We start from the raw sequence: 23,728 nt of genomic DNA, 5'->3' as shown, positions 1-23,728 counted from the left end.
TTCCTAGATTTAAATACTTAAAGGAGGTAACTTAATGTCTGAAAAAAAGTTGATGAAAGGAAATGAGGTCGTTGGCGAGGCAGCTATAAGAGCAGGCTGTCGCTATTTCTTTGGTTATCCAATAACACCTCAAAACGATATACCTGCATATATGTCACGCCGTTTGCCAGAGGTGGACGGAGTATTTTTGCAGGCAGAAAGTGAAGTTGCGGCAAGTAATATGGTTTATGGTGCTGCAGGTGCCGGGGCAAGAGTTTTAACATCTTCATCCAGTCCTGGTATCAGTTTAAAAGCAGAAGGTATTTCCTATATAGCCGGTGCAGAACTACCCGCAGTAATTGTAAATATAATGAGAAGTGGTCCTGGTTTAGGTGGTATTCAACCATCTCAGGCCGATTATTTCCAGGCCACAAAAGGAATGGCCCATGGAGATTTTCGTTTATTAGTTCTTGCCCCTTCTAATGTCCAGGAATTGGCAGACTTAACCTATCTTGCCTTTGATTTAGCAGATAAATATCGTAATCCTGTCATGGTTCTAGGTGATGGTATGATTGGACAGATGATGGAACCAGTTGAATTCAAAGAAATGAGAGACTTAGATAGTCTTCCTAAAAAAGATTGGGCTACAGATGGAGCTAAAGGTAGAGAAAAGAATGTAATTAACTCTTTGGGGCTGGTTGCAGAAAACTTAGAAAAGCATAACCTAAAATTAAAGGCTAAATATGATCAGATGAGACAAGAAGAAGTCAGATTTGAAGATTATAAAATGGATGATGCAGAGATGGCTATTGTAGCTTATGGTACAACAGCCAGAATAGCTACCAGTGCTATTGATAGAGCCAGAAAAGAAGGCTATAAAGTTGGCTTAATCAGACCAATAACTCTATTTCCATTCCCTGAAGCTAGAGTTTCTGAAGCAGCTGACCAGGTCGATGAATTCTTAACTGTAGAGATGAGCACCGGTCAGATGATTGAAGATGTAAAACTTGCCGTTAATGGCAAAAAGCCAGTAGATTTTTATGGCAGAACCGGTGGCGTTGTTCCATCAACAGATGAGATATATGATAAGATTGTTGCTATGAGAGGTGATAAGTAATGGAAAAAATTGCAGGTTATCCAGAATCTCTCGATAATCAGTCAACTCATTATTGTCCTGGTTGTACCCATGGTATAATTCATAGACTGATCGCAGAGGTTATAGATGAACTAGAAATTAGAGAAGAGACAATCGGTGTTGCTCCTGTAGGTTGTGCCGTTCTCTGTTATGAATATTTTGATGTAGATATGCATGAAGCTTCTCATGGACGGGCACCAGCAGTTGCTACCGGTGTCAAAAGAGTCCATCCTGATAAAACAGTATTTACCTACCAGGGAGATGGTGACTTAGCCTCAATCGGTACTGCTGAAATTGTTCATGCAGCCAACCGAGGCGAAAATATTACAACTATTTTTGTAAATAACGCTATCTATGGTATGACAGGCGGTCAGATGGCCCCAACAAGTTTAGAAGGGCAGAAAACGACAACCAGTCCTTATGGTAGAAGCATTAAAGATTCAGGTAATCCTATCAAGATGACTGAGATGCTTGCTGTCCTTGATGGGCCAGCCTATATAGCTAGGGTCTCAGTCCATAATCCAAAAGAGATTAGAAAAGCTAAAAAAGCAATTAAAAAAGCATTTCAAATGCAGCTAGAAGGTAAAGGCTTTGCACTAGTTGAAGTTCTTTCTACCTGCCCGACAAACTGGGGTATTTCACCAACAGATGGACTAAAGTGGCTTGAAGAAATGATGCTGCCTAAATATCCGCTAGATGTCTTTAAAGATATAGAGGAGGTGGAATAAATGAAACAGGAAATAATAATGGCCGGCTTCGGTGGTCAGGGTGTTATGTCAATAGGTCGCTTGTTGGCCTATGCCGGCATGAAAGAAGATAAAGAAGTTTCCTGGATGCCATCATATGGCCCAGAGATGCGGGGAGGTACAGCTAACTGTACAGTAATTGTTTCAGATGAAAAGATTCCAGCTCCTGTATCCAGTCATCCTGATACAGCAATTGTTATGAACCTTCCTTCCCAGGATAAATTTGGACCAAAGGTTAAAGAAAATGGCCATCTACTGGTTAATTCATCTTTAATCGAGAAGGAAGTTGACCGTGATGATATTAATATAATAAACGTTCCAGCAAATGAGATAGCTGATGAATTAGGCAATACAAGAGTTGCTAATATGGTAATGCTCGGTGCCTATATTGCTGCAGTAGATATTGTCAGCCTTGATACGGTCAAAGATTCCTTAAAAAATGTATTGCCTGAGAGACGCCACAATCTAATTCCAATGAACGAAGAGGCCTTAGATAGAGGTTATAATCTAGTCTAAATTATAAAATTAAAAATTCAATAAGATTAATTAGCTGGTGTAATCCTAATTTATAGGGTTGCGCCAGTTTTTTCATATATACCTGGTATAATACCAACCCAGTACCAACCCAGTACCAACCCAGTACCAACCCAGTACCAACCCAGTTTTGATCGAATTCCAACCTGATGTTTATTTATATCTGAAAGCAATTGTTATAAATAATATATTTTTTTAATCTTTTAAGCAGGAATAATAGTTTATATAGATAAGTAATTAGTATGAAGAAATAATATTTCGAATAAATATTTCAACTAAAAGATTTAATCGGGGAGGAGATTAAATGAATAATCTATCTAAACTTCCTGTAGATATTTTCAGAGAATTAATAGAAATCAATAGCCCTTCCCGTCATGAAGGTTCTCTGGCTGCCAGAGTTATTGATTATCTTCAGGAGGCCGGCCTGGAAACACTTCAGGATAGAACCTCCAATTATATTAATAGCCAGACAGGAAATATTATAGGTATTAACCCTCCATGTGAAGATGGTTTATTGTTAGTTGCTCATTTAGACAGGGTTGAGCCTGGCCAGAATATAAAACTAATAAAGGAAGGCCGGTATTTAAAAAGTCAGGGTAATACAATTCTTGGTGCAGATAACCTGGCAGGCATATCAGCTATTTTATCGTTTTTATTAATAAATAAGAATTACCTACCTGAGGGTTTAGGAGTATTATTTACTGTTGCTGAAGAGTTAGGGTTGCTTGGTGCCTCATTTCTTCCAGAAAGCTTTCTGGATTTATTTGACCATGCCATTGTTTTAGATGGTGAAGCCAAGGTCGGGAGTTTTTTTGTCGAAGAACCTGCAGCCTGTTTCTTTTTATTCCAGATAGTTGGCCAGGAATCAAATGCCAGTAGAAGATTAAATCTACAGATAGCCAGGTCAACAATTAATGATATTGGTAACCATGTCCGCTCCTTTTTTATAAAAGATGGTCTACCAGTTGCCGGGGCTGAACTGGACTCGATAATCATAGCTGCCAGGGGCAATAATACCAATCATTTAATCCGTAAATGGCCTGACTTACTTGCCCATAAAATCAAAGATGTTTTACCAGATATAAAAGGAGAGATCTCCTTACTGCACTGTAGCCAGGGAGTGAATTTTACAGATGAGAAGCCCCCCTGGTTAAAAAATCTCATCAATTCAACCAGAGTAGCCGGCCACAGGCCTGAATTAATCAAATCCGGTGATATCAGTGAAGCAGGTCTGATCAGCACCAGAGGCTTACCGGCAATCAATATAGGTACAGGAGCAGAAAATTCTCATACCACCAGTGAAAAATTAAAAATAGAGGAACTTGCAAATCAGGTAGATATTTTAACAGAATACATAATAGAAGGGGGATATTTTTAATGAGACAATTAGAAGAAAAAACTATCTCAAGTGAACTTGCATTTAGAGGTAATCTGCTGAAATTCAGAATAGATCAGGTTGAATTACCTGATGGCAATCAATCCAGAAGAGAAATTATTGAGCATCCTGGAGGAGTAACAATTATTCCAGTTTCTCCAGAAAGAAAGATTATTATGGTCAAACAGTACCGGAGTGCCGCCAATCAGGTCCTATTAGAACTGCCTGCCGGCAAATTAGATAATGGAGAAAACCTGAATGATTGTGCTCTAAGAGAATTAAAAGAAGAGACAGGCTATACTGCAGGTAAAATCAGAGAATTATTTACCTTTTATACAACCCCAGGTTATAGCACAGAGAACCTCCATTTATTTTTAGCAGAGGATTTAGATTATGGCAAACAGGAGACAGAGGATGGCGAATTTATTGAAGTCGCCAAAATCTATCCTGAAAGAATCCCTGATCTAGTCTTAAGAGGCAAGATTCAGGATAGCAAAACAATTGTTGGTCTTATGGTTTATTATCAACTTATCTGTCAGAAAGCAAGATTAAATCCCTTCACCAGAACATAATTTAATATAATTAATCAAAAAATTAATATAATTAAGTTTTGACTTGACATTATAAAAATTAACTGTTATAATTTAAGTGAGAATAAATAAAGACTGATAAGTAGGTGATAAAATGGCAAATAAAGTTAATAAACTAATAGGAAAATGTCCTGTCTGTCAGGAAAATATGGAAATCACAGAAATTAAATGTAATGATTGTGATACAAAGATTAGAGGCCGCTTCTTTCTTGATAAATTTTCCAGGTTGGATCCAGATCAACACCATTTTGTTGAAGTTTTTATCCGTTCCAGAGGTAATATTAAAGAGGTTGAGAGAGAAATGGGTATCTCCTATCCAACAGTAAGGAATAAATTAGATGAAGTGATTGAAGCTTTAGGCTATCAACCTGAAGATAGCCCGGATGATAATAAAGCTAAAAAGAGAAAAGAAATTTTGGATTCTTTAGAAAATGGCGAAATTCAATCTCAAGAAGCAGTTGAAATGCTCAAAAATATCTAAGGAGGCGGCAGGATGACGGAGGAAAGATTAAAAATTTTGGAGATGGTAGCTAAAGGAAAGTTATCAGCTGAGGAAGCAGATCAATTAATGGCGACTATGGAAGAGTCTGATAAAATGTATCAGGGCAAGGCTGAAAAGACTCCACCTAAAAAATCAAAATCCCTAAAAATACTTGTGCAAGAGGGGGGCAAGGAAAAAGTTAATTTATCTATTCCCTTAAGTCTGGCCCAGGCTTTCACCGGTTTTATGCCTGATAATGCAAGGGCTAAGCTAGAAGATAAGAATATAAATATTACTGAATTACTGGAAAATCTAGAAAACAGTACTGGCGATGGTAAGTTGGTTGATATAGATGAAGGTAATGAACATGTAGAGATAAGAATTGAATAGTGAAAAAAATATTTATCAATCTACAGTATTAGCCTGGTTACAGACAGTTAGCTGTTTGCTATCCAGGTTTTTTTTATTGCGATAAAATGTTATAATGATATGAGAAAAGGAGCAGTTTAGATTTAATATTTCAATACAAATACAGATTTCAAATAAGGAGCTGATTTTTATGACTGATATAAAGAGAACTATTATGATAGTTCTTGATAGTGTCGGCATCGGAGAACTGCCAGATGCAGAGGAATACGGCGATATAGGTGCCGATACATTAGGAAATATAGCTGAAGCAGTCGGAGGCTTAGACCTGCCTAACTTAGAACAGCTAGGCCTCGGAAAAATTCGAGAGCTTAAAGGTATGGATAGTAATATTGAAGCCAGAGGAATTTACGGTAAGATGGCTGAAGCCTCAAAGGGTAAAGATACAACCACAGGCCACTGGGAACTGGCAGGTTTAGTCTCTAATACCCCATTCCCTAAATATCCAGATGGTTTTCCAGATGAAGTAATCGATCCATTCTTAGAAAAGACTGGATTTGATGGTATCCTGGGTAACAAACCTGCCTCAGGTACAGTCATTATTGAAGAATTAATAGATGAGCATTTAGAGACTGGCAATCCTATAGTTTATACATCTGCTGATAGTGTTTTCCAGATAGCAGCCCATGAAGATGTCATTCCAATTAAAAGACTATATGAGATTTGCGAAATAGCCAGAGATATCTTAACTGGTGAACATGGAGTTGCCAGAGTAATTGCCAGACCATTTATCGGTGAACCTGGAAGCCTGGAGAGAACTGACCGGAGAAAAGACTTTTCACTGGTACCGCCAAAACCAACTCTCTTAAATCTATTAGAAGATGCAGGCCAGGATGTAATTGGAGTTGGCAAAATTATTGATATTTTTGCCGGCAGTGGTGTAACAGAATCCGACCATGTTATTGATAACATGAAAGGGGTAGATTCCACCATTGATTATATGGGCAAGGTTGAAGAAGGTCTGATTTTTACAAATCTTGTTGAAACTGATATGATCTACGGCCATCGCAGAGATGTCGATGGGTATTATCAGGCATTAAAAGACTTTGATAAGAGACTGCCAGAGATACTGTCAGCATTAAAGCCGACAGATCTTTTAGTTATTACAGCAGATCATGGTTGTGATCCAACCTATGAAGGAACAGATCATACCAGAGAATATGTGCCACTTCTTTTAGTTGGACAGAATCTCAAAAAAGATAAAAAGCTAGAAACCAGAGATAGTTTTGCAGATCTAGCAGCAACACTTGCAGAATTGCATAAAGTAGAGCCAACTTTTGATGGCATTTCATTTGTAGAAGAAATCATTAATTAAATATAGAGGGGATGATTTATAAATGAAGATTGTAGATAAAATAAAAGAAGCTGAAAAATATATAAAAAGTAGAATCGATATAGAGCCAGAATTTGGCCTGATCTTAGGTTCAGGTTTAGGAGTCCTGGCTGAAGAGATAGAAAATCCAACAAAAATTCCTTATAGTGAGATTCCAGGTTTCCTTGAATCAGATGTTGAAGGCCATAATAACCAGCTAGTTATCGGTACCCTTGAAGGCAGAAATGTTGTAGCCCTTCAGGGCCGGTTTCATTATTATGAAGGCTATGATATGCAAGATATTACCCTTCCAGTTAGAGTTATGAATCTTCTTGGCTGCGAAGGCTTAATTGTAACCAATGCAGCTGGCGGAGCCAATCGGAATTTTGACCCCGGCGATTTCATGCTGATTAGCGATCATATTAATTTTATGGGCGATAATCCACTGATTGGCAAAAATCTCGATGAATTTGGGCCCAGGTTTCCAGATATGTCAACTGCCTATGATCCGACCTGGCAGTCAGTAGCAACTGATGTAGCCGCTGAAAACGGCATCACCTTGCGCCGTGGTGTCTATTGTGGCTGTTCAGGGCCAACCTATGAAACACCGGCTGAGATAAGGATGATGACCATTCTGGGAGCAGATGCTGTTGGTATGTCAACAGTTCCAGAGGTTATAGTTGCCAATCACCAGGGCATGCGGGTGCTCGGTATTTCCTGCATAACTAATATGGCTGCTGGCATTCTGCCAAAACCCCTTGATCATAGTGAGGTAGTTGAAATTGCAGAAGAAGTCAGGCCTCAATTCATTAAACTGGTCAGGAGCCTACTTAAGGAGCTGAATCTCTAATGAGAATGTATGATCTCATTTATAAAAAGCGAGAAGGTGAGGAATTAACTCCAGAAGAGATAGATTGGATTATCTCCGGTTATACAACCGGGGATATCCCTGATTACCAGGTCTCTGCCTGGGCTATGGCCATTTTCTTTAAAGGCATGAAAGCCAGAGAGACCGCCAGTCTGACAGAAGCAGTTGTAAATTCTGGAGATCAGATAGACCTTAGCAGAATTTCCGGTGTAAAAGTTGATAAACACAGTACAGGTGGGGTTGGCGATACAACGACTCTAGTCCTGGCTCCTCTGGTTGCAGCTGCCGGGGTACCAGTGCCTAAAATGTCAGGCAAAGGCTTAGGCCATACCGGCGGAACCATCGATAAACTTGAGTCTATCCCAGGTTTTAACTGCGAGCTAGAGACTGAAGAGTTCTTTAATCAGATTGAAGAGATTGGAGCTGCCATAGTTAGCCAGACAGGTAATCTAACGCCAGCAGATAAGAAATTATATGCTCTCAGGGATGTCACAGCAACAGTCGATTCAATTCCTTTAATAGCAAGTAGTATCATGGGTAAAAAACTTGCCGGCGGTGCCGATGCAATTGTTCTAGATGTTAAAACTGGTAGTGGAGCCTTTATGCAAAAACAAGAAGATGCTCGTGAACTTGCCAGATTAATGGTAGATATAGGTTCAGAATTAGGCAGAAAGACAATGGCCTTATTAACTGATATGAGTCAGCCTTTAGGAGAGGCAGTTGGTAATGCTTTAGAGGTTAAAGAGGCAATTAAAACTCTAAAAGGAAATGGGCCTGAAGATCTTACCGAATTATCAATAAAGTTAGGTGCAGCCATGCTGGTTGCCGGCCAGTATGAATCAGATTTAGCTAAAGCAGAAAAACGCCTGAGAAAATTAATCACAAACGGCCAGGCTATATCTAAATTCAAAGATATTGTTAGAGCTCAGGGAGGCAATCCAGAGATAGTTGATAATCTTGATCTACTGCCACAGGCAAAAAATATTTATGAGCTAAAAGCAGATAAATCAGGCTATATAGAAAATGTAACAGCCAGAGAAGTAGGCTTAGTTGCAATGGCTCTTGGAGCAGGCAGAGCTAAAAAGGATGATCCTATTGACCCGGCTGTAGGTATTGAAGTTACAGCCCATAGGGGAGAAAAAGTTGAAACTGGTGATCTTTTAGCCAGAGTCTATTATAATTCAGATAATCAGCCAGCAGAAGAAATTCAACGTTTAAGAGATGCCTATACTATTGGTTCAAAAAAGCCTGAAGAATTAGAGTTTATCATAGATTTAATTGAATAAAATATATAGATAAATCTTTGTTGATCATTTAAGGAGTGAAAATAATGACAGTTTTTAATCAAGAACGCCTCCCTGTTGAAATCTTCCAGATAGATCGAGAAAGGATGGTTGAGGGTTGGTACTCTGATGCCTATTTCCGAAATATTAGCAGAATCTTAAATCGACTATCTAAAGAAAGTTATACCTATAAAAATGAAGAGGGACATGAAGTCGATATTGGCGATATAGAAGTTGAGATGCAGATCTTCCCCAGGCGGAGGCCATTTTGTATAGTCGGAGGAGTCGATGAGGCCCTGGCTATCTTAAAGACCTGTACCGGTTATATAGATAGTAAAGGTAAATTTATTAATACTTTCGATCAATTAGAAGTTGAGGCGATTCATGATGGAGATAAAGCCTTTTATAGAGGCGATCCAGAAAATGTAGAGCCTGTTATTAAAATTAGAGGTAAATACCGCCATTTTGCAATTTTAGAAACTCCAATGATAGGTTCATTAACTGAGGCATCGAGAATAGCCACCAATGTCTTTTTAGTACTGGAGGCTGCCAAGGGAAAAGATATTCTATTCTTCCCGGCCAGGTTTGCCCATTATAAACAGCAGGCAATCCACGGTTATGCCTATTCTCTTGGAGTAAAAGCATATAATGAAGAATTCGGGGCAAACAGTCATCGGTTTATTTCTACAGATGAACAGGGGGCCTGGTGGGGTGGAAAAGGAGCTGGAACTGTTAGCCATTCCTATATAGCTTCATTTTTAGGTGATACAACAGAGGCCATGCTCCAGTTCTGCCGACAGATGCCTGCAGATTTAAATAGAATAGCCCTGGTGGATTTTGATAATGATTGTGTTGGAACTACTTTAGATGTTTTAAGAGAAATGTATAAATATTATAGTTATCATAAAAAAGATGGTAATGCCAAACAGGCTCAAAAATATAAGCTTTTTGGTGTCAGGCCAGATACCGGTTCTAATTTAAGGGATGTCTCTGTTGAACCATTAGGAGATAAAAAGCTTGATAATGGTGTTAATGCTCGCCTGGTTTTTAAATTAAGAAGAGCTATCGATGAAGCCTATAAAGACTGGGATATAGATGATGAAGACGAACTGGAGAGGGCTAAAGAATATTGCAAAAATGTTAAGATTATAGCTACTGGCGGATTTAAGCCTGAAAAGATTAGCCAGTTTGAAAAGAGTCAGGTTCCAGTCGATATTTATGGTGTTGGCAGCTGGTTACTATCAAATAGTTCAGTTGAAAATACGAAAAATGATTTTACAGCAGATGTCGTCAGAGTTAAGATAAATGGAGAATGGAAAGACATGGCCAAAGAAGGCAGAGAGCCATGTTATAATGATAAATTGGTGAAAGTCGATTAGCTAAAGAGTTTTTAGTTTAACAGTCAGGAAAGGGGCATTTATATGGAGATTGTTGTCTCCCATCAGCTAACAGATTTAGATGGATTGGCAGCTATGTTTGCAGCTGCTAAAATATATCCAGAGGCCAGACCTGTTTTTGTTGGCAGGCTTCATCAGATGGTCAAGGATTTTATGGCCCTTTATCGGGATGAGATAAATGTACTTTATGTTGAGGATATTGACTTAAATCAGGTTACCAGGGTAATAATCTGTGATACATCAGAATTAGACAGGCTGGGTCCTCTAGAAGACAATATTAATTGGGATGAAGTAGAGGTTATAGTCTATGACCATCACCCCCACGATGAATTGACCTGGGCCGATAGAGATAAAAGTCAAAAAGTAGGTTCAGCCACAACAATCTTAATTCAGGAGATAATGTCAGCTGCAATCAAGATTGATGCAGTTGAAGCCACTCTTTTTGCCCTGGGGATCTATGCAGATACAGGCAACTTTGCCCATTTAAATACAACAGCCGCTGATCTTGAAGCAGCGGCTTATCTACTTAAAAATGGAGCAAAGATTAAAGTAATTAACCAGTTTTTACAGCAGAAACTTGATAATGATCAAAAAGAAGCTTTAAGTCAATTTTTACCATCTCGCCAGGATTTAAATTATAATGGCGTTAAATTTAGCCTCTTTACAGGAAAACTCAATAAATATGTCAGAGGTTTAAATAAAGTTGTTTCTAGGATCAAGGAACTTTATCATCTGCCGACAGTTTTTTTACTGGCTGAAGCAGAAGATCAGATAGATTTAATCGGCCGTTCCAGTGATGAGGCAGTTAATATCGGCCGAATCTGCGATCGTTTTGGTGGCGGTGGTCATCCAGGGGCCGGGGCAGCCAGACTTAATCCGCCTTTAAAAGATGCTGAGACGAAATTGAAGTCTGTCTTAAAGACTGAGCTTTCCCCAAGACAGATAGTTAGCTCTATTATGAGTGCTCCAGTTAGAACTTTATCTCCTGAAACAACAATAGCTGAAGCCGAAAAAGCTTTAGATCGTTATGGCCATAATGGTTTAATTGTTGTTGAAGATAAAGAAGGTAAGCCAATTTTAGAAGAAGATATTGTCGGGGTATTTTCAAGGCGAGATCTTGATAAGGTAAAAGGCCATGATCTAATGCATGCTCCGGTAAAAGGTTATATGTCCAGAGATGTTGTTACAATTAATGCTGATGCATCTATCCAGGATGCCCAGGAAGAAATGGTCCATTACAATATTGGCCGGCTCCCTGTGATTGATGATGGCAAAATGGTTGGAATTATAACTAGAACAGATCTGCTGGATGCCTATTATGATGATGAATCCCCTCAGCATTATCAGCATACCTATGGCAGTTCTATGGTAGAAATAGAAGCCAGAAAGACTGATCTTACAGGCCAGTTCAACAATCTTACAGCTAAATTAAAAGAACTCTTTAAATTATGTTCCTCCCTTTCTGCCTCAATGGATAGCAGGTTATTTATTGTCGGTGGTATGGTTAGAGATTTCGTATTGGATATTGAAAACAAAGACCTTGATTTAGTAATTGAAGGCCAGGTTGAGCCCTTTTTAGCCAGCCTTGCCAAAGAACTTGATGTTGATTATCAATATAACGACCGTTTTCAGACCGGCAGTCTTAATTATTATGATTATACCCTGGATTTAGCTCAGGCCAGAAGTGAATACTATCCAACTCCAGGGAGCCTGCCAGAAGTTGAAAGTGCAGGCATTCTTGAAGATTTATTTAGAAGAGATTTTACTGTTAATGCTATGGCTATAGCCCTATTTCCTGAAGAATTTGGTTATCTTTATGATTACTTTAATGGTTATCAGGATATAAAAAATGAAACTGTTAGGGCTCTCCATCGGTTTAGTTTTCTTGATGATCCGACAAGAATAATCCGGGGTATAAAATTAAGTCTATCTCTGGATTTTAATTTTGAAGAAGAGACAGAAAATCTAATGCAGGAAGCATTAAATAGAGGAGAATTTACTGGTTTATCATTAAATAGAGTTTTAAGAGAGTTAAAAGATTTATTCTATCGCTTCCATGATAATAGCGAACTTCCCGGGGTTTTAAAGAAACTTCCAGTGGTAAAATTATTGGACTTTAGTTTTGAATTTACTGAAAAGACCTGCCGAGATTGGAAGAGGTTGGAAGAAAGCCTTGCATATTTAGACTCAAAAGATTATAATATAAAGGAATGGGAAGTTAAATTAGTGCTTCTATTACGCAATCTTCCAGGTGGTATTAGATCAAAGATAAATCTGACCAATAAAGAAGAACAGTTATTAAACTTTATCAATAGGCTCCCGGAAAATACTGAGAATATTTTTGCCTTTGAAGAGCCAGTCGAACTGGCTGAAGAATTGGATAAGTTAGAGCCTGAAGAACTGGCTTTAATTCATTGCTTTAAAGAAGATAGTTATCATAGAAGTCGACTTGAGTTCTATTTAAATGAATTAAGAAATATTGAAATAGAAATAGATGGAAATGACCTGATAGATTTAGGACTTAAACCAGGGCCTGAAATCAGAGAGATTTTGGCAAAAGTCCGTAAACGGAGATATCAGGGAAGAATTAAAGATAGGGAGTCGCAGCTTGAATTAGCCCGAAAGTTAATTAAAGAATATCAAAAGTAATAGTTTGCTATTATTAATGGAGGTTAAATTAAAAGTGGATAATATAATGCAATTGATTTTATTATTACCTGTTTTACTCTTATCACTGTCCTTGCACGAATTATCACATGGTTATGCATCTTACATGATGGGAGATCCAACTGCTAAGAATGCCGGAAGATTAACTCTGAACCCGTTAGCCCATTTGGATCCAATAGGTGCACTGGTTTTATTAATGACTCAGCGTTTTGGCTGGGCCAAGCCAGTTCCAATAAATCCGAGATACTATAATAATCCAAGAAGAGATATGATGTTAGTTAGTTTTGCCGGTCCAGCTTCAAATCTGGCTCTGGCAGCATTTTTTGCTATAATAATTAATATAATGCCGTTAATAACCGGCCAGTCTTTAATGGGTTTACTTTATGGTATGAGAGGTAATACAATGATTATAGTTGTAAACTTTCTCTACCTGGCTATAATAATTAATATCAGTCTGGCAATCTTTAATCTACTGCCATTTCCACCGCTGGATGGTTCCAAGATTTTAAGAGGGGTCCTGCCACCGAAATATGACCGTTACTTCAACAAATTAGAGGGGCCAATGGGAATGCTCGTTATTCTTGTACTGGCCTATTCAGGAGTTCTCTGGTCGATTATCGGCCCGGTAGTAAATGGCATTTTAAATCTATTAGTATTCTTTTAATAATCAAGTTATAATCAAGAAATACTTTTTATAATCAAGAAATAATTTTTTAAATATCAATAAGAGGAGGGAATCAAAGATATGGGCTGCCAGCTTGAAATAGAAAACTTCACAGGTCCTCTGGACCTGCTCTATAAATTAATTAAAGAAAATGAAATAGAGATATCCAAGATTTCTCTGGCCAGAGTGGCAGACCAGTATCTCTCCTATCTTGATAGGCTTGAAGATTTCAATATGGACCAGGCCAGTGAATTTACAGTTATCGGTGCTGAGCTTGTTCAGCTTAAGGCCAGAAGCCTGCTGCCGATCTATAATCAGGAGGAAGAGGAAGAAGAGCCTGATTTAGTGGCCAGGTTAAAGGAACATCAGATTATAAAAGAGCTGGCTGGAACTTTAGGTGAGCTGGCTGATGAGGCTAAAGATTATCATTTTCCAGAAAGAACTCTGGATATCCCTGATGATAACTATATTTTGAGTCTGGATGCAGATATCCAGACCATCCATAAATTATACTGTCAGGCAATGGATGCCTATGAGACGAGGCTGGCCCAGGAAGCAGAAAGGGAAAAACTTGTCCGCCTGGCTCGAGAAACAATAACACTCCAGGATAAGATCAATGAAGTAATGACGATTTTGGCAACTGCTGGCAGAGGAAAACGTCTAAATTTCAAAGAATTAATAACTGACCATCAGGATAAATTAGAGATTGTTATTACATTTTTATCAGTTTTAGAGTTAAATAGATTGAGAAAGATAAAATTAGAACAGTCCAGGCGCTTTGGAGAGATCCAGGTAGAACTGACCAGACGGGGTGGGAATAAGCATGAGTCAGACTAAAGAAGAACAGCTTGAATTTAAGTTTGACCCTGAAGTTATAGCCAGGCTGGAGGCATTATTATTTGCCTCACCAGAGGTGCTATCACTCCATCAGTTAAGCTCAGGTCTGGAAATGACAAAGGGAGATATTAAAAAAGCTCTCAAACAGCTCCAGCTTGAATATGAAAAACCAGAAAGGGGCCTGGAATTAAAGGAGTACGATGGTAATTATACTCTAACCAATAAAAAATCTTTAGGCCAGTTGATCAAAGATATACTGGCAGCTCCGAGAGAAGTTAATTTAACTGAAGCTTCATTAGAAACCCTGGCAATTGTGGCCTATCATCAGCCAGTTACCAGAACTGAGATTGAAGAGGTTAGAGGTGTCCGGGTCGATCAGACATTAAGGACATTAAGCAAATACGATTTAATCAAAGAACTTGGCCGCCGTGAGCAGCCAGGAAACCCGATAGAATATGGAACTACAGAGGAATTTTTAACATTTTTTGATTTAAAAGATTTAAATCAACTGCCAGATAGAAAATCCCTGGCAGAAGAGGAGGATCAGGAGAATGGCAGAAGTTAGATTACAGAAATTTATGGCCCATGCCGGAGTTGCCTCCAGACGCAAGTCTGAGGAGATAATAGCCGCCGGTCGAGTTAAAGTTAATGGTGAAACTGTTACAGAGATGGGCTTTAAGATAGATCCAACTGAAGATTATGTAGAAGTTGACGGTAATGAGATTGAAAGAGAGAAAAAGCGCTATTTTAAATTACATAAACCAGTCGGCGTTATCTCAACTGCTTCAGACCCGAAAGGTAGAAAGACTGTTGTTGAGTTTGTTGATGACATCAAACAGAGGCTATATCCAGTTGGCCGGTTAGATTATAATTCCAGTGGCCTTATTCTTTTAACCAATGACGGCAAATTAACCCATATTTTAACCCACCCTTCTTTTGAAATCGAGAAGACCTACAGAGTGATTGCCGATGGCAGAATAGCAAAGGATGATATTGCCAGGCTGGAAGCAGGGGTTGAGCTTGATGATGGGATGACAGCCCCGGCTAGAGTAGATCAGTTGAATTATCAGGGAGAGAGAACTAAATTTTTAATAACGATCCATGAGGGCAGAAATCGCCAGGTAAGAAGGATGTGCCAGGCTGTTGGCCATGAAGTTACTGATCTGATGAGATTAAGGTTTGGCCCGATTGAGCTTGACAATCTCCAGCCAGGTGAAAGAAAAGAATTGAGCAGTGAAGAGATCGCCAGGTTAAAGGATTTGAAAGCTTCAGAAGCTTAGTTACCTATCCTGTTCGGATAGGTTTTTCCATGTAGATTAGATAGCGACCAGTATTCAAAGAAGGCGGAATAATTATGATTCTAAAAGAAATAAGCCTCCATGGCTTCAAATCATTTGCCCGGCCGGTTACCCTGGACTTTTCCAGTCCATTAACTGCAGTTGTCGGGCCAAATGGCAGCGGTAAAAGTAATATAGTTGATGCTGTTCGCTGGGTTTTAGGCGAGCAGAGTCCGACAACACTTAGAGGCAGCCAGATGGCTGATGTTATATTTTCTGGAAGTGATAGTCGGAAGCCAATGAAAGAAGCCAGGGTCAGTTTGAAAATAGATAATAGCAAAAATATACTCCCCCATGATGAAGATGAAGTTACAATTACCAGAGAAGTCGATCAGGACGGTAAGGGGAGCTATATCATCAATGGCAAAAATGCCAGATTAAAGGATATAGAAGATCTCCTTTATGATACCGGTTTGAATCAGGATGCCTATTCAATTGTTGGCCAGGGTCGGGTTGAGGCAATCTTACAGAGCAGACCAGAAAAACTCCGCCAGTTATTTGAAGAGGCAGCCGGAATTAGCAGACATAGAAATCGCAAAGAAGAGGCAGAAAAAAGGCTGGATAAGACTGCCAGGGACTTAGAAAGAGTCAATGATCTAATTAACGAAATTGAGCGGAGGTTAGGTCCATTAGAAAAGAAGGCTGAGAAGGCGAGAAAATATAAAAAACTCTATAATCAGCTTAAAGAGATAGAGGTTAGCTATCTCTGTCAGCAGCTGGAAAAATATGATGACAGTGAAGCTGAATTAAATCAGAAGGCAGATAAATTAAAGACCCGTTTACATAAATTGCAGCAACAGCTTGAAACTGAAGAGTCTAAAGAGGCTGAATTAAAAGAAGAAGTGGCAGATGTAGAGTCTAAAAAGGACGAACTTGTAGATAAATACTATCAGTTTAAAACCAGGGTTCAGGAGATTGAAAATAATTTAAAGGTTATTTTAGAAAGAAAGCAGTCTCTGATTAAAGAAAAAAACCGGTTAAAAGCTGAAGAAGAAGAGATAAATACTGAGATTGAGAAGACAGCAGGCCATTTAGATGGACTTTCTGGCCATCTCGATACTGGCAGGGATAGATTTGAAAATTATCAGCTTAAGCTCGAGGAAGTCTGCAGGGCTTTAGAAGATAATGCCAGAAAACAGGTATATCTTAAAGCCAGAAGCAAGGAAAACCAGAGCCAAAAATTAATGGCCAGCCAGTCAGAATTAAAAGAGGATCTGGCAGAACTCCAGGAAAGAGAACAATCTTATTTCCGCCAGCTTACTAGATTAAGAGAGTCATTAAATCAGCTTGATGATCAGCTTGAAGCTATCTCTGAAAAAGAAGCCAGCCTGGAGGAAAAAGGTCGTGAGCTTGTTGATCAGATAAATGAACATCAGGATCAACTTGAAAAACTTAATGATCGCTCTGAAACTATTCAGGCCGAATTTAATAAGCTTAAAAAAGAGGAGAATAAGGCCCAGCAGGAATATAATCGGACCAGATCACGCTGGCAGGCCTTAAAAAAGATGGCTGATAAAGGGGAAGGTTATTATCGGGGAGTCCGTTCAGTCTGGCAGAATGAGAAACTTGATGGGATTATTGGACCAGTGGCTGAACTGATTACAACTCCAGAAAAATATGAAGAGGCAATTGCAACTGCCTTAGGGAGTAGATTGCAGCAGGTGGTTGTTGAAGATGATTCAGTTGCCCAGCAGGCTATCGAATACTTGAAAAGTCAGCAGAAAGGCCGGGCAACATTTCTTCCTCTTAATATGATCAATGGGAGAAAGATTAATCCAGATCGTTATAATTTAAATCAACAGGAAGGTTATCTAGGCCTTGGTTCTGAGCTTATTGAATATGAGGCCAGATTGGAAGAGGTAATCAAATATCTTTTAGGCCGGACTGCTATCTTTAAAGATTTAAAGTCAGCTACTGCCGCCTCTAAAGCCAGTGGCAAACGGTTTAAGATTGTAACCTTAGATGGAGATATAATTAATCCAGGTGGAGCCATGACAGGTGGAAGCCAGAGAAAAGATACAGCTCATCTTTTAAGTCGTCAGCGCCAGTTAGAGGAATTAACTGAAAAAGGTAAAGCCAATCGCCAGCAATTGAGCCAGATCAGGAATAAACTTAAAGAAAAAGAAGCAGAATTAGAGGAAATAAACTCTAATAAAGCAGATATCCAGGAAGAACTGGCTGAATTACGGGAAGAATTAAAGGTCTATCAGACCAGGTTAAATAATATTCAGGAACGTAAAAGCGAGCTTAATTCTGAGGTTGATTCAGTTAATGGAGAAATCACGACAGAAGAAAAAAACCTGAAAACTATAAAGGCTAAAAAGAAAGATACAGAATTAAAACTGGAAAAAGTTGAAAATCAGGCCAGTCAGCAGGAGAGCAAACAGGCTGATATCGATAGAATCTTACAGGAGGCTATTAATTATGAAAATAGTCTCCAGAGAACTTATCAACAGTTCCAATTAGAACTGGCCAGGCAGGAAGAGCAGCTATCTTCCAGGAGAAGACAGCTTAGCCAGCAGGAATCAGAGCTCTTAGAATATAAGGAAAGACTGGATGAGATAAGCCAGGAACTTAAAAGGATTGAAGCTGAGCTAAAAAAACAGACTGACCGTCAGCAGGAACTTAAGAATAAAAAAGAAGAGACTGAAAATAAGAAGACTGAGGCTGGCAGAAAGAAAGAAAAAGCCCAGGATAAGCTAGACAACTTAAAGGCAGAACTTGATAAAATAACAGATAATCTTAGATTAGATAGAAAAGAAGAAAAAGAATTAGAGGATGAGATTCATCAGATTCAGCTAAAAACAGGTAAGTTAAAGGCCAGACAGGAAAGAATTATCGGACGTTTAGAGGATAAATATAGTATGACACCTGAAGAAGCTGCCAGACATCTAACTAAAGAAAGCCAATCTGCTGATAACGATAAAGATTCAGATTCTGATAATGTTAAAGAAGAGAGTGAAAAGGTTAAAGACCCAGCAGCAGCAATTAAAAAGCTGGAGAAAAAGATCAATAGATTGGGCCAGGTTAGCCTGGGAGCAATTGATGATTACAAAGAGTTAAAGGAACGTTATGATTATTTAGAGAGTGAACAGGAGGATCTTTATAAAGCTAAAGAATCTATTGAAGAAGTTATTGCAGATCTTGAAGAGAAAATGTCTGTTCTATTTCATGAGACATATCAGGAAGTTAATGAACAATTCAAGGATATCTTTACCAGGCTCTTTATGGGCGGGGAGGCCTGTCTAGAATTAACCGAGCCAGATGATCTTCTAAATACAGGAGTTGAGATATCTGCATCACCACCAGGCAAAAAGTTACAGAAATTAAGTCTGCTTTCAGGTGGTGAGAAAGCAATGACAGCAATCTCTTTAGTTTTTGCCTTTCTTAAAGTTAAGCCAAGTCCATTCTATATCCTTGATGAGATCGATGCACCTTTAGATGATGCCAATATTGAAATCTTTGCAGATTTTATTCAGGAATTTGTTGAGGATAGCCAGTTTATCTTAATTACTCATAGAAAACAGATGATGGCAGCAGCTGATTGCATCTATGGAGTTACCATGGCAGAGAGCGGAATATCCCGGCTTGTATCACTAAATTTAGAGGAAGATTCAGTTGAAGCTATTTCCTAGTTACGATTGATTTTTATTAGCCAGTTAGGTATAATTAAATGAAGGCTTAAAAGATTTCAATTAAATTTAAGAGTATATTAATATGAGGAGTGTATATATTAAGTGAAGGTAAAAGGCATAAGCCGCGAATTGATTGATACTATGGTCAGTCGAGGGAATCAACTCGGCCAGGGCCGTCAGGTAGGAACTATCGGGTTTATTAATGATAATGGAGTAATAGACTGTTACAATCAGATTATAGATGGAGGAGTGTCAGGTCTTCCCCATCGCCATATGTTACAGGAGATCTCTCATAGAGATAATGCTTCTCTAATTGAGATGATTAACTCTCTACCAGATAATGCAGCCTATATCAGGACAGATCCTGGCCAGACAGGAATAATAGTTTCAACAAGTGCAATCAATATCTTTAATCTGCCAGTTGTTAATATTGGAGTAAAACATGGCGAGGTTGCCGGCATTGGTATTCTTTATCCAGAAGAAAAGCATTTCCGCCTGGCAACAAAATCTGAAAATGCTCAGCTTGATTCATTAGCAGCTAAAAATATGGAGGCTGAAAAGAAAGCCCTTGAGAAAGTAACTAAATTGCGTCTTGAATTCTTAAATATATCAGAAGAGCTGCCTATTATAGACGATGAAAATGTGACCCAGAACTGTCAGCGTGCAAAGAAACCCTGGGTGATTGAACGTCAGGAGCCGATCTCAGTCGAAGAGAGTTTTGCTGAGGAACTGGTTCAGAAATCACTGGAGGTTGAGCCAGGACGTGAGGTTGCTGCTTTTGGAAGAATAGATAAAAATGGCCATATTACTCGCTGTAGCAATATTGTTGTTGGTGGGATGGGCTATATTCCATCAAGGTTACTTGCTTCAAGCTATGAAGATATAACCGGGCTTTCTCTTAGAGAATTCTATTCAGAAAAGATGCCCCTTAATACAGCTATTGTCCATACCCATCCAGGTGGATCAGGGGTTATGCATATGAGTGATGCTATGGCAGGCCCTGGAATGTGGGGCAGACCAATAGTTGCTGTTGGCCATGACGAAAAAGGCGACATTAAAGGTGTTATGACGATAAAAATGCAGGATAAGCTCTTTGAGCTGGCCGATGAGAATGAATTTTTAGAGCAACAGTTCTTTAAGGTGCAAAAGCCAGAAGAAGAGGTTAAATTAAGAAAGAGGCGCTATAAAATAGCCCAGGAATTTACTGATCTCTGTGACCAGCTGGAATTAAAGACCACTGAGAGCAAGGCTGAGCGGAAAATTGCAGCTTCTAATTAAATAATTCAAACAATTTAATACGGGGTGAAATATTTTATGTTCAATATTTTTAAGAAAAACAAAGATAAAGATGAAGAAAAAAATGATAATATAAATGAAGATAAGAATGAAGATATAAATAGTGAAGATAGCGATGAAAATAAAAATGAGGAAGAAAAGAATAAAAATTCAGGTGAAGAAGAAAATCAAGATATGACTGAAGAGGAAGTTGAAGCTGATGTTGAATCAGCTGATATTTTAGAAGATGATTCCAGTAAAGGTTTCTTTGGCCGGCTTAAAGCTGGCTTAAGTAAGACCAGAAATAATTTTGTCTCCAAAATAAGCTCTATCTTTTCCAGAACCAATATTGATGATGACCTTTATGAAGAGCTTGAAGAGACACTGATCCAGGCCGATGTTGGCGTTAGAACAACAATGGAATTAATTGATAAGATGAAAGCTGAGGTAGAAGAAAAAGAGATAACTGAGCCAGAAGAGCTTTATAAGTCATTCCAGGCAGAGATTAAGCGGATTCTAATTGCAGATGATGAAGAACTACCGCTGGCAACAGACTGGGAAGGCTTAAAGGTTTTAATGGTTGTCGGGGTAAATGGTGCTGGCAAGACAACGACTATTGCTAAGCTGGCTAACCGCTATCAGGATAATGGCAAAAAAGTTTTACTTGCCGCCGGTGATACCTTTAGAGCCGGAGCTATTGATCAGCTTAAGGTCTGGGGTAATCGCTTAGGAGTCGATGTAATTGCCCAGTCTGAAGGAGCAGATGCAGCAGCAGTTGCCTATGATGCTGTCCAGGCTGCTAAATCAAGGGATGTAGACCTTCTGATAATAGATACAGCTGGCCGTCTCCATACCCAGAAAAATTTAATGGATGAGCTCCAGAAAGTCCGGAGAGTTGTCGGCAGAGAAGCCGGCGAAGAAAGAGTTGAAACATTACTGGTCCTGGATGCAACAACCGGCCAGAATGCCTTAAATCAGGCCGATCTCTTTAATAAATCAGTCGATGTTGATGGAGTAGCCCTGACAAAACTCGATGGAACAGCCCGGGGTGGCATTGTAATTGCTGTCAGAAATGAGCTTGGACTGCCAGTTAGATTAATTGGTGTCGGCGAGGCAGCTGATGATTTACAGGATTTCAAACCAGAAGATTTTGTTGAAGCACTCTTTACTGATGAATAGAAAAGACCTGCCAGACCTTGAAATACAGGTCTGGTTTTTTGCTGGAATCTTATAAATATTCGGCGATAGATAGCATAGTTTTAGGACTGTTTCTGGTAATAAATAAAGATTGTAAAATTCTTTTGAAATAAGTACTTGACAAACTGCTAAAAATCCGTTATACTACCATCTGTAAAGGTAAAATACTTAACGGGGTTGAAAGCAGGTGAATACAACTTGCCAGCAACTAAAAATAATACTCAGATTAAGAAGACATTAACCTTTGGCAGGCTTTTTGATTTTTATGGTCCTCTCTTGACTGATAGGCAGCAGGAGATTATGAGAGCATATTATTATCAGGATTTATCTCTTGCTGAGATTGCAAACAATCTTGAGATCAGTCGTCAGGGAGTTTATGATCATTTATCAAGGGCTAAAGGTCAGTTAATAGATTACGAAGAAAAGTTAGAACTGGTCAGTAGATATCAGGAAGTCCAGGAAGAGACCGGTAAGATTTTAGATAGACTTAAAGATACAACTCCCCTGACTGATCAAGATCGTCAGGAATTAAAAGAGAGTATTGAACTTATTAAAAGCTGTCTATAATTAAGCAAAGCAGCACAGGAGGTATAAAAGATGGTATTCGAGAGCCTTGCAGAAAAACTGCAGGATACCTTCGCCAAACTTAAGGGCAAAGGTAAATTAAATGAAAAAGATGTTAAATCTGCCTTAAGAGAGGTTAAGATGTCCCTGCTCGAAGCCGATGTTAATTACAAAGTTGTCAAGAAATTTGTTAACAAAGTAGAGGAAAGAGCTATCGGTCAGGAAGTTATGGATAGCCTGACACCAGGCCAGCAGGTTATCAAGATTGTAAATGAAGAGCTGACAGATCTGATGGGTGGAGAAAGAAGTGAACTAACATCAGCTGACAGTCCGCCGTCAATTTACATGCTGGTTGGACTCCAGGGTTCAGGTAAGACGACTTCTACAGGTAAACTTGCTCGTCAATTTAAAGAAAAGGGCAAGGAGCCGCTCTTAGTTGCAGCCGATGTTTACAGGCCAGCGGCTATCAAACAGCTCCAGGTTCTTGGAGAGAGGCTGGATGTCGAGGTTTTCCAGATGGGAGACCAGAATGACCCAGTAGATATCGTTAAGGCTGGACTTGCTAGAGCAGAAAAAGAAAAGCTTGATCCAGTAATTATTGATACTGCAGGTCGTCTCCATATAGATGAAGAATTAATGCAGGAACTTCAGGATATTCAGGAGGCTATAAATCCGACAGAGACCCTGCTGGTTGTGGATGCAATGACCGGTCAGGATGCAGTCAATGTCGCCGATAACTTCTCAGAAAAGCTTGATATATCAGGTATGATCATGACAAAGCTCGATGGTGATGCCCGTGGCGGTGCCGCCCTTTCAATTAGAGAGGTTACTGGCAAACCGATAAAATTTGCCGGTATGGGCGAGAAACTTGATCAGATGGAGCCGTTCCATCCAGATAGGATGGCTTCCAGAATTCTCGGGATGGGCGATGTTTTAAGCCTGATCGAGAAAGCAGAAAAATCCATTGATAAAGAGAAGGCTAAAGATTTAGAGCGTAAACTCCGGGAGGATTCCTTTACCTTTGAAGATTTCCTTGATCAGCTAGATCAGGTCAGGAATATGGGGCCTATCAGTGATCTGATGGGTATGATTCCAGGGGCCGGCAAGGCCAAACAGCTTAAAAACATGCAATTGGATGATAGTGAGCTGGATAGAATTGAAGCTATAATCAGTTCTATGACCCCGGAAGAAAGACGGAATCCCAAGGTTATTAACGGTAGCCGGAGGCGGAGAATTGCCAATGGCAGCGGTACATCGATTCAGGAAGTTAACCGTCTGCTAAAACAGTTTAAACAGACTAAAAAGATGATGAAACAGCTAAGCGGTAAAGGTGGCAAGAAGAAATCAGGTTTTAATCTGCCATTTATGTAATAAGACTGGCAGTTAATAAATAAATTGTAAGTATCACTTGAGAGGAGGTGCAAGT

General features: G+C 39.1%; 21 protein-coding genes. All 21 read left to right on the top strand.

Annotated elements, in window-relative coordinates; all coding sequences use genetic code 11:
• Positions 1–34: 34 nt before the first annotated feature.
• The 21 genes from I0Q91_RS10715 (at position 35) to ffh (ending at position 23,673) form a co-directional block, all read left to right on the top strand.
• A complete protein-coding gene (locus I0Q91_RS10715) occupies positions 35–1,096 on the top strand; it encodes a 3-methyl-2-oxobutanoate dehydrogenase subunit VorB (protein ID WP_270454535.1) in 1,062 nt (353 codons plus the stop codon).
• On the top strand, positions 1,096–1,842 hold the full coding sequence (locus I0Q91_RS10710) for a thiamine pyrophosphate-dependent enzyme (protein WP_270454534.1): 747 nt from the start codon (positions 1,096–1,098) through the stop codon (positions 1,840–1,842). The genes I0Q91_RS10715 and I0Q91_RS10710 overlap by 1 nt, the downstream gene beginning before the upstream one ends.
• Positions 1,843–2,376 (top strand): 2-oxoacid:ferredoxin oxidoreductase subunit gamma family protein, encoded by a 534-nt coding sequence (locus tag I0Q91_RS10705; RefSeq protein ID WP_270454533.1) that lies wholly within the window; start codon positions 1,843–1,845, stop codon positions 2,374–2,376. It begins immediately after the preceding gene.
• A gap of 322 nt (positions 2,377–2,698) precedes the next feature.
• Positions 2,699–3,772 (top strand): M20/M25/M40 family metallo-hydrolase, encoded by a 1,074-nt coding sequence (locus I0Q91_RS10700; protein ID WP_270454532.1) that lies wholly within the window; start codon positions 2,699–2,701, stop codon positions 3,770–3,772.
• Positions 3,772–4,341, top strand: a complete 570-nt coding sequence (locus tag I0Q91_RS10695) for an NUDIX domain-containing protein (protein WP_270454531.1) — start codon at positions 3,772–3,774, stop codon at positions 4,339–4,341. Before I0Q91_RS10700 ends, I0Q91_RS10695 begins: the two co-directional genes overlap by 1 nt.
• A 112-nt stretch (positions 4,342–4,453) precedes the next feature.
• Positions 4,454–4,840, top strand: a complete 387-nt coding sequence (locus I0Q91_RS10690) for a DUF2089 domain-containing protein (RefSeq protein ID WP_270454530.1) — start codon at positions 4,454–4,456, stop codon at positions 4,838–4,840.
• A gap of 12 nt (positions 4,841–4,852) precedes the next feature.
• Complete coding sequence (locus I0Q91_RS10685; RefSeq protein ID WP_270454529.1) at positions 4,853–5,230, top strand: SHOCT-like domain-containing protein; 378 nt, start codon at positions 4,853–4,855, stop codon at positions 5,228–5,230.
• Positions 5,231–5,399: 169 nt separating this feature from the next.
• A complete protein-coding gene (locus I0Q91_RS10680; RefSeq protein WP_270454528.1) occupies positions 5,400–6,581 on the top strand; it encodes a phosphopentomutase in 1,182 nt (393 codons plus the stop codon).
• 22 nt (positions 6,582–6,603) lie between these two features.
• Complete coding sequence (locus I0Q91_RS10675) at positions 6,604–7,428, top strand: purine-nucleoside phosphorylase (RefSeq protein ID WP_270454527.1); 825 nt, start codon at positions 6,604–6,606, stop codon at positions 7,426–7,428.
• Positions 7,428–8,732 (top strand): pyrimidine-nucleoside phosphorylase, encoded by a 1,305-nt coding sequence (locus I0Q91_RS10670; protein ID WP_270454526.1) that lies wholly within the window; start codon positions 7,428–7,430, stop codon positions 8,730–8,732. Before I0Q91_RS10675 ends, I0Q91_RS10670 begins: the two co-directional genes overlap by 1 nt.
• A 44-nt stretch (positions 8,733–8,776) precedes the next feature.
• The gene (locus tag I0Q91_RS10665) at positions 8,777–10,108 is read left to right on the top strand and encodes a nicotinate phosphoribosyltransferase (protein ID WP_270454525.1); all 1,332 of its coding nucleotides are present in this window, start codon (positions 8,777–8,779) and stop codon (positions 10,106–10,108) included.
• Between the two features lie 42 nt (positions 10,109–10,150).
• On the top strand, positions 10,151–12,775 hold the full coding sequence (locus I0Q91_RS10660) for a CBS domain-containing protein (RefSeq protein ID WP_270454524.1): 2,625 nt from the start codon (positions 10,151–10,153) through the stop codon (positions 12,773–12,775).
• 34 nt (positions 12,776–12,809) lie between these two features.
• Positions 12,810–13,457, top strand: coding sequence for a site-2 protease family protein (locus tag I0Q91_RS10655; protein WP_270454523.1), 648 nt, complete (start codon positions 12,810–12,812; stop codon positions 13,455–13,457).
• Positions 13,458–13,538: 81 nt separating this feature from the next.
• Complete coding sequence (locus I0Q91_RS10650; protein WP_270454522.1) at positions 13,539–14,294, top strand: segregation and condensation protein A; 756 nt, start codon at positions 13,539–13,541, stop codon at positions 14,292–14,294.
• Entirely contained in the window at positions 14,281–14,859 is a 579-nt protein-coding gene (scpB, locus tag I0Q91_RS10645) for an SMC-Scp complex subunit ScpB (protein WP_270454521.1), read from the top strand. Before I0Q91_RS10650 ends, scpB begins: the two co-directional genes overlap by 14 nt.
• A complete protein-coding gene (locus I0Q91_RS10640) occupies positions 14,846–15,574 on the top strand; it encodes a pseudouridine synthase (RefSeq protein WP_270454520.1) in 729 nt (242 codons plus the stop codon). The genes scpB and I0Q91_RS10640 overlap by 14 nt, the downstream gene beginning before the upstream one ends.
• A 74-nt stretch (positions 15,575–15,648) precedes the next feature.
• A complete protein-coding gene (gene smc, locus I0Q91_RS10635; RefSeq protein WP_270454519.1) occupies positions 15,649–19,266 on the top strand; it encodes a chromosome segregation protein SMC in 3,618 nt (1,205 codons plus the stop codon).
• A gap of 102 nt (positions 19,267–19,368) precedes the next feature.
• Positions 19,369–20,544: a peptidase S7 gene (locus I0Q91_RS10630; RefSeq protein ID WP_270454518.1), complete on the top strand. Its 1,176-nt coding sequence runs from the start codon at positions 19,369–19,371 to the stop codon at positions 20,542–20,544.
• A 36-nt stretch (positions 20,545–20,580) separates the two neighbouring features.
• Complete coding sequence (ftsY, locus tag I0Q91_RS10625) at positions 20,581–21,720, top strand: signal recognition particle-docking protein FtsY (RefSeq protein ID WP_270454517.1); 1,140 nt, start codon at positions 20,581–20,583, stop codon at positions 21,718–21,720.
• A gap of 216 nt (positions 21,721–21,936) precedes the next feature.
• Positions 21,937–22,305, top strand: a complete 369-nt coding sequence (gene ylxM, locus I0Q91_RS10620; RefSeq protein WP_270454516.1) for a YlxM family DNA-binding protein — start codon at positions 21,937–21,939, stop codon at positions 22,303–22,305.
• Between the two features lie 30 nt (positions 22,306–22,335).
• Positions 22,336–23,673 (top strand): signal recognition particle protein, encoded by a 1,338-nt coding sequence (ffh, locus tag I0Q91_RS10615; protein ID WP_270454515.1) that lies wholly within the window; start codon positions 22,336–22,338, stop codon positions 23,671–23,673.
• Positions 23,674–23,728 lie beyond the last annotated feature (55 nt).

Origin of the sequence: Halonatronomonas betaini, assembly GCF_015666175.1 — a bacterium.
In the GTDB taxonomy this organism is placed as follows: Bacteria; Bacillota; Halanaerobiia; order Halanaerobiales; family Halarsenatibacteraceae; genus Halonatronomonas; species Halonatronomonas betaini.
Note: the sequence above shows the minus strand (reverse complement) of the source record. Positions and strands in the feature narration are given on the sequence as shown.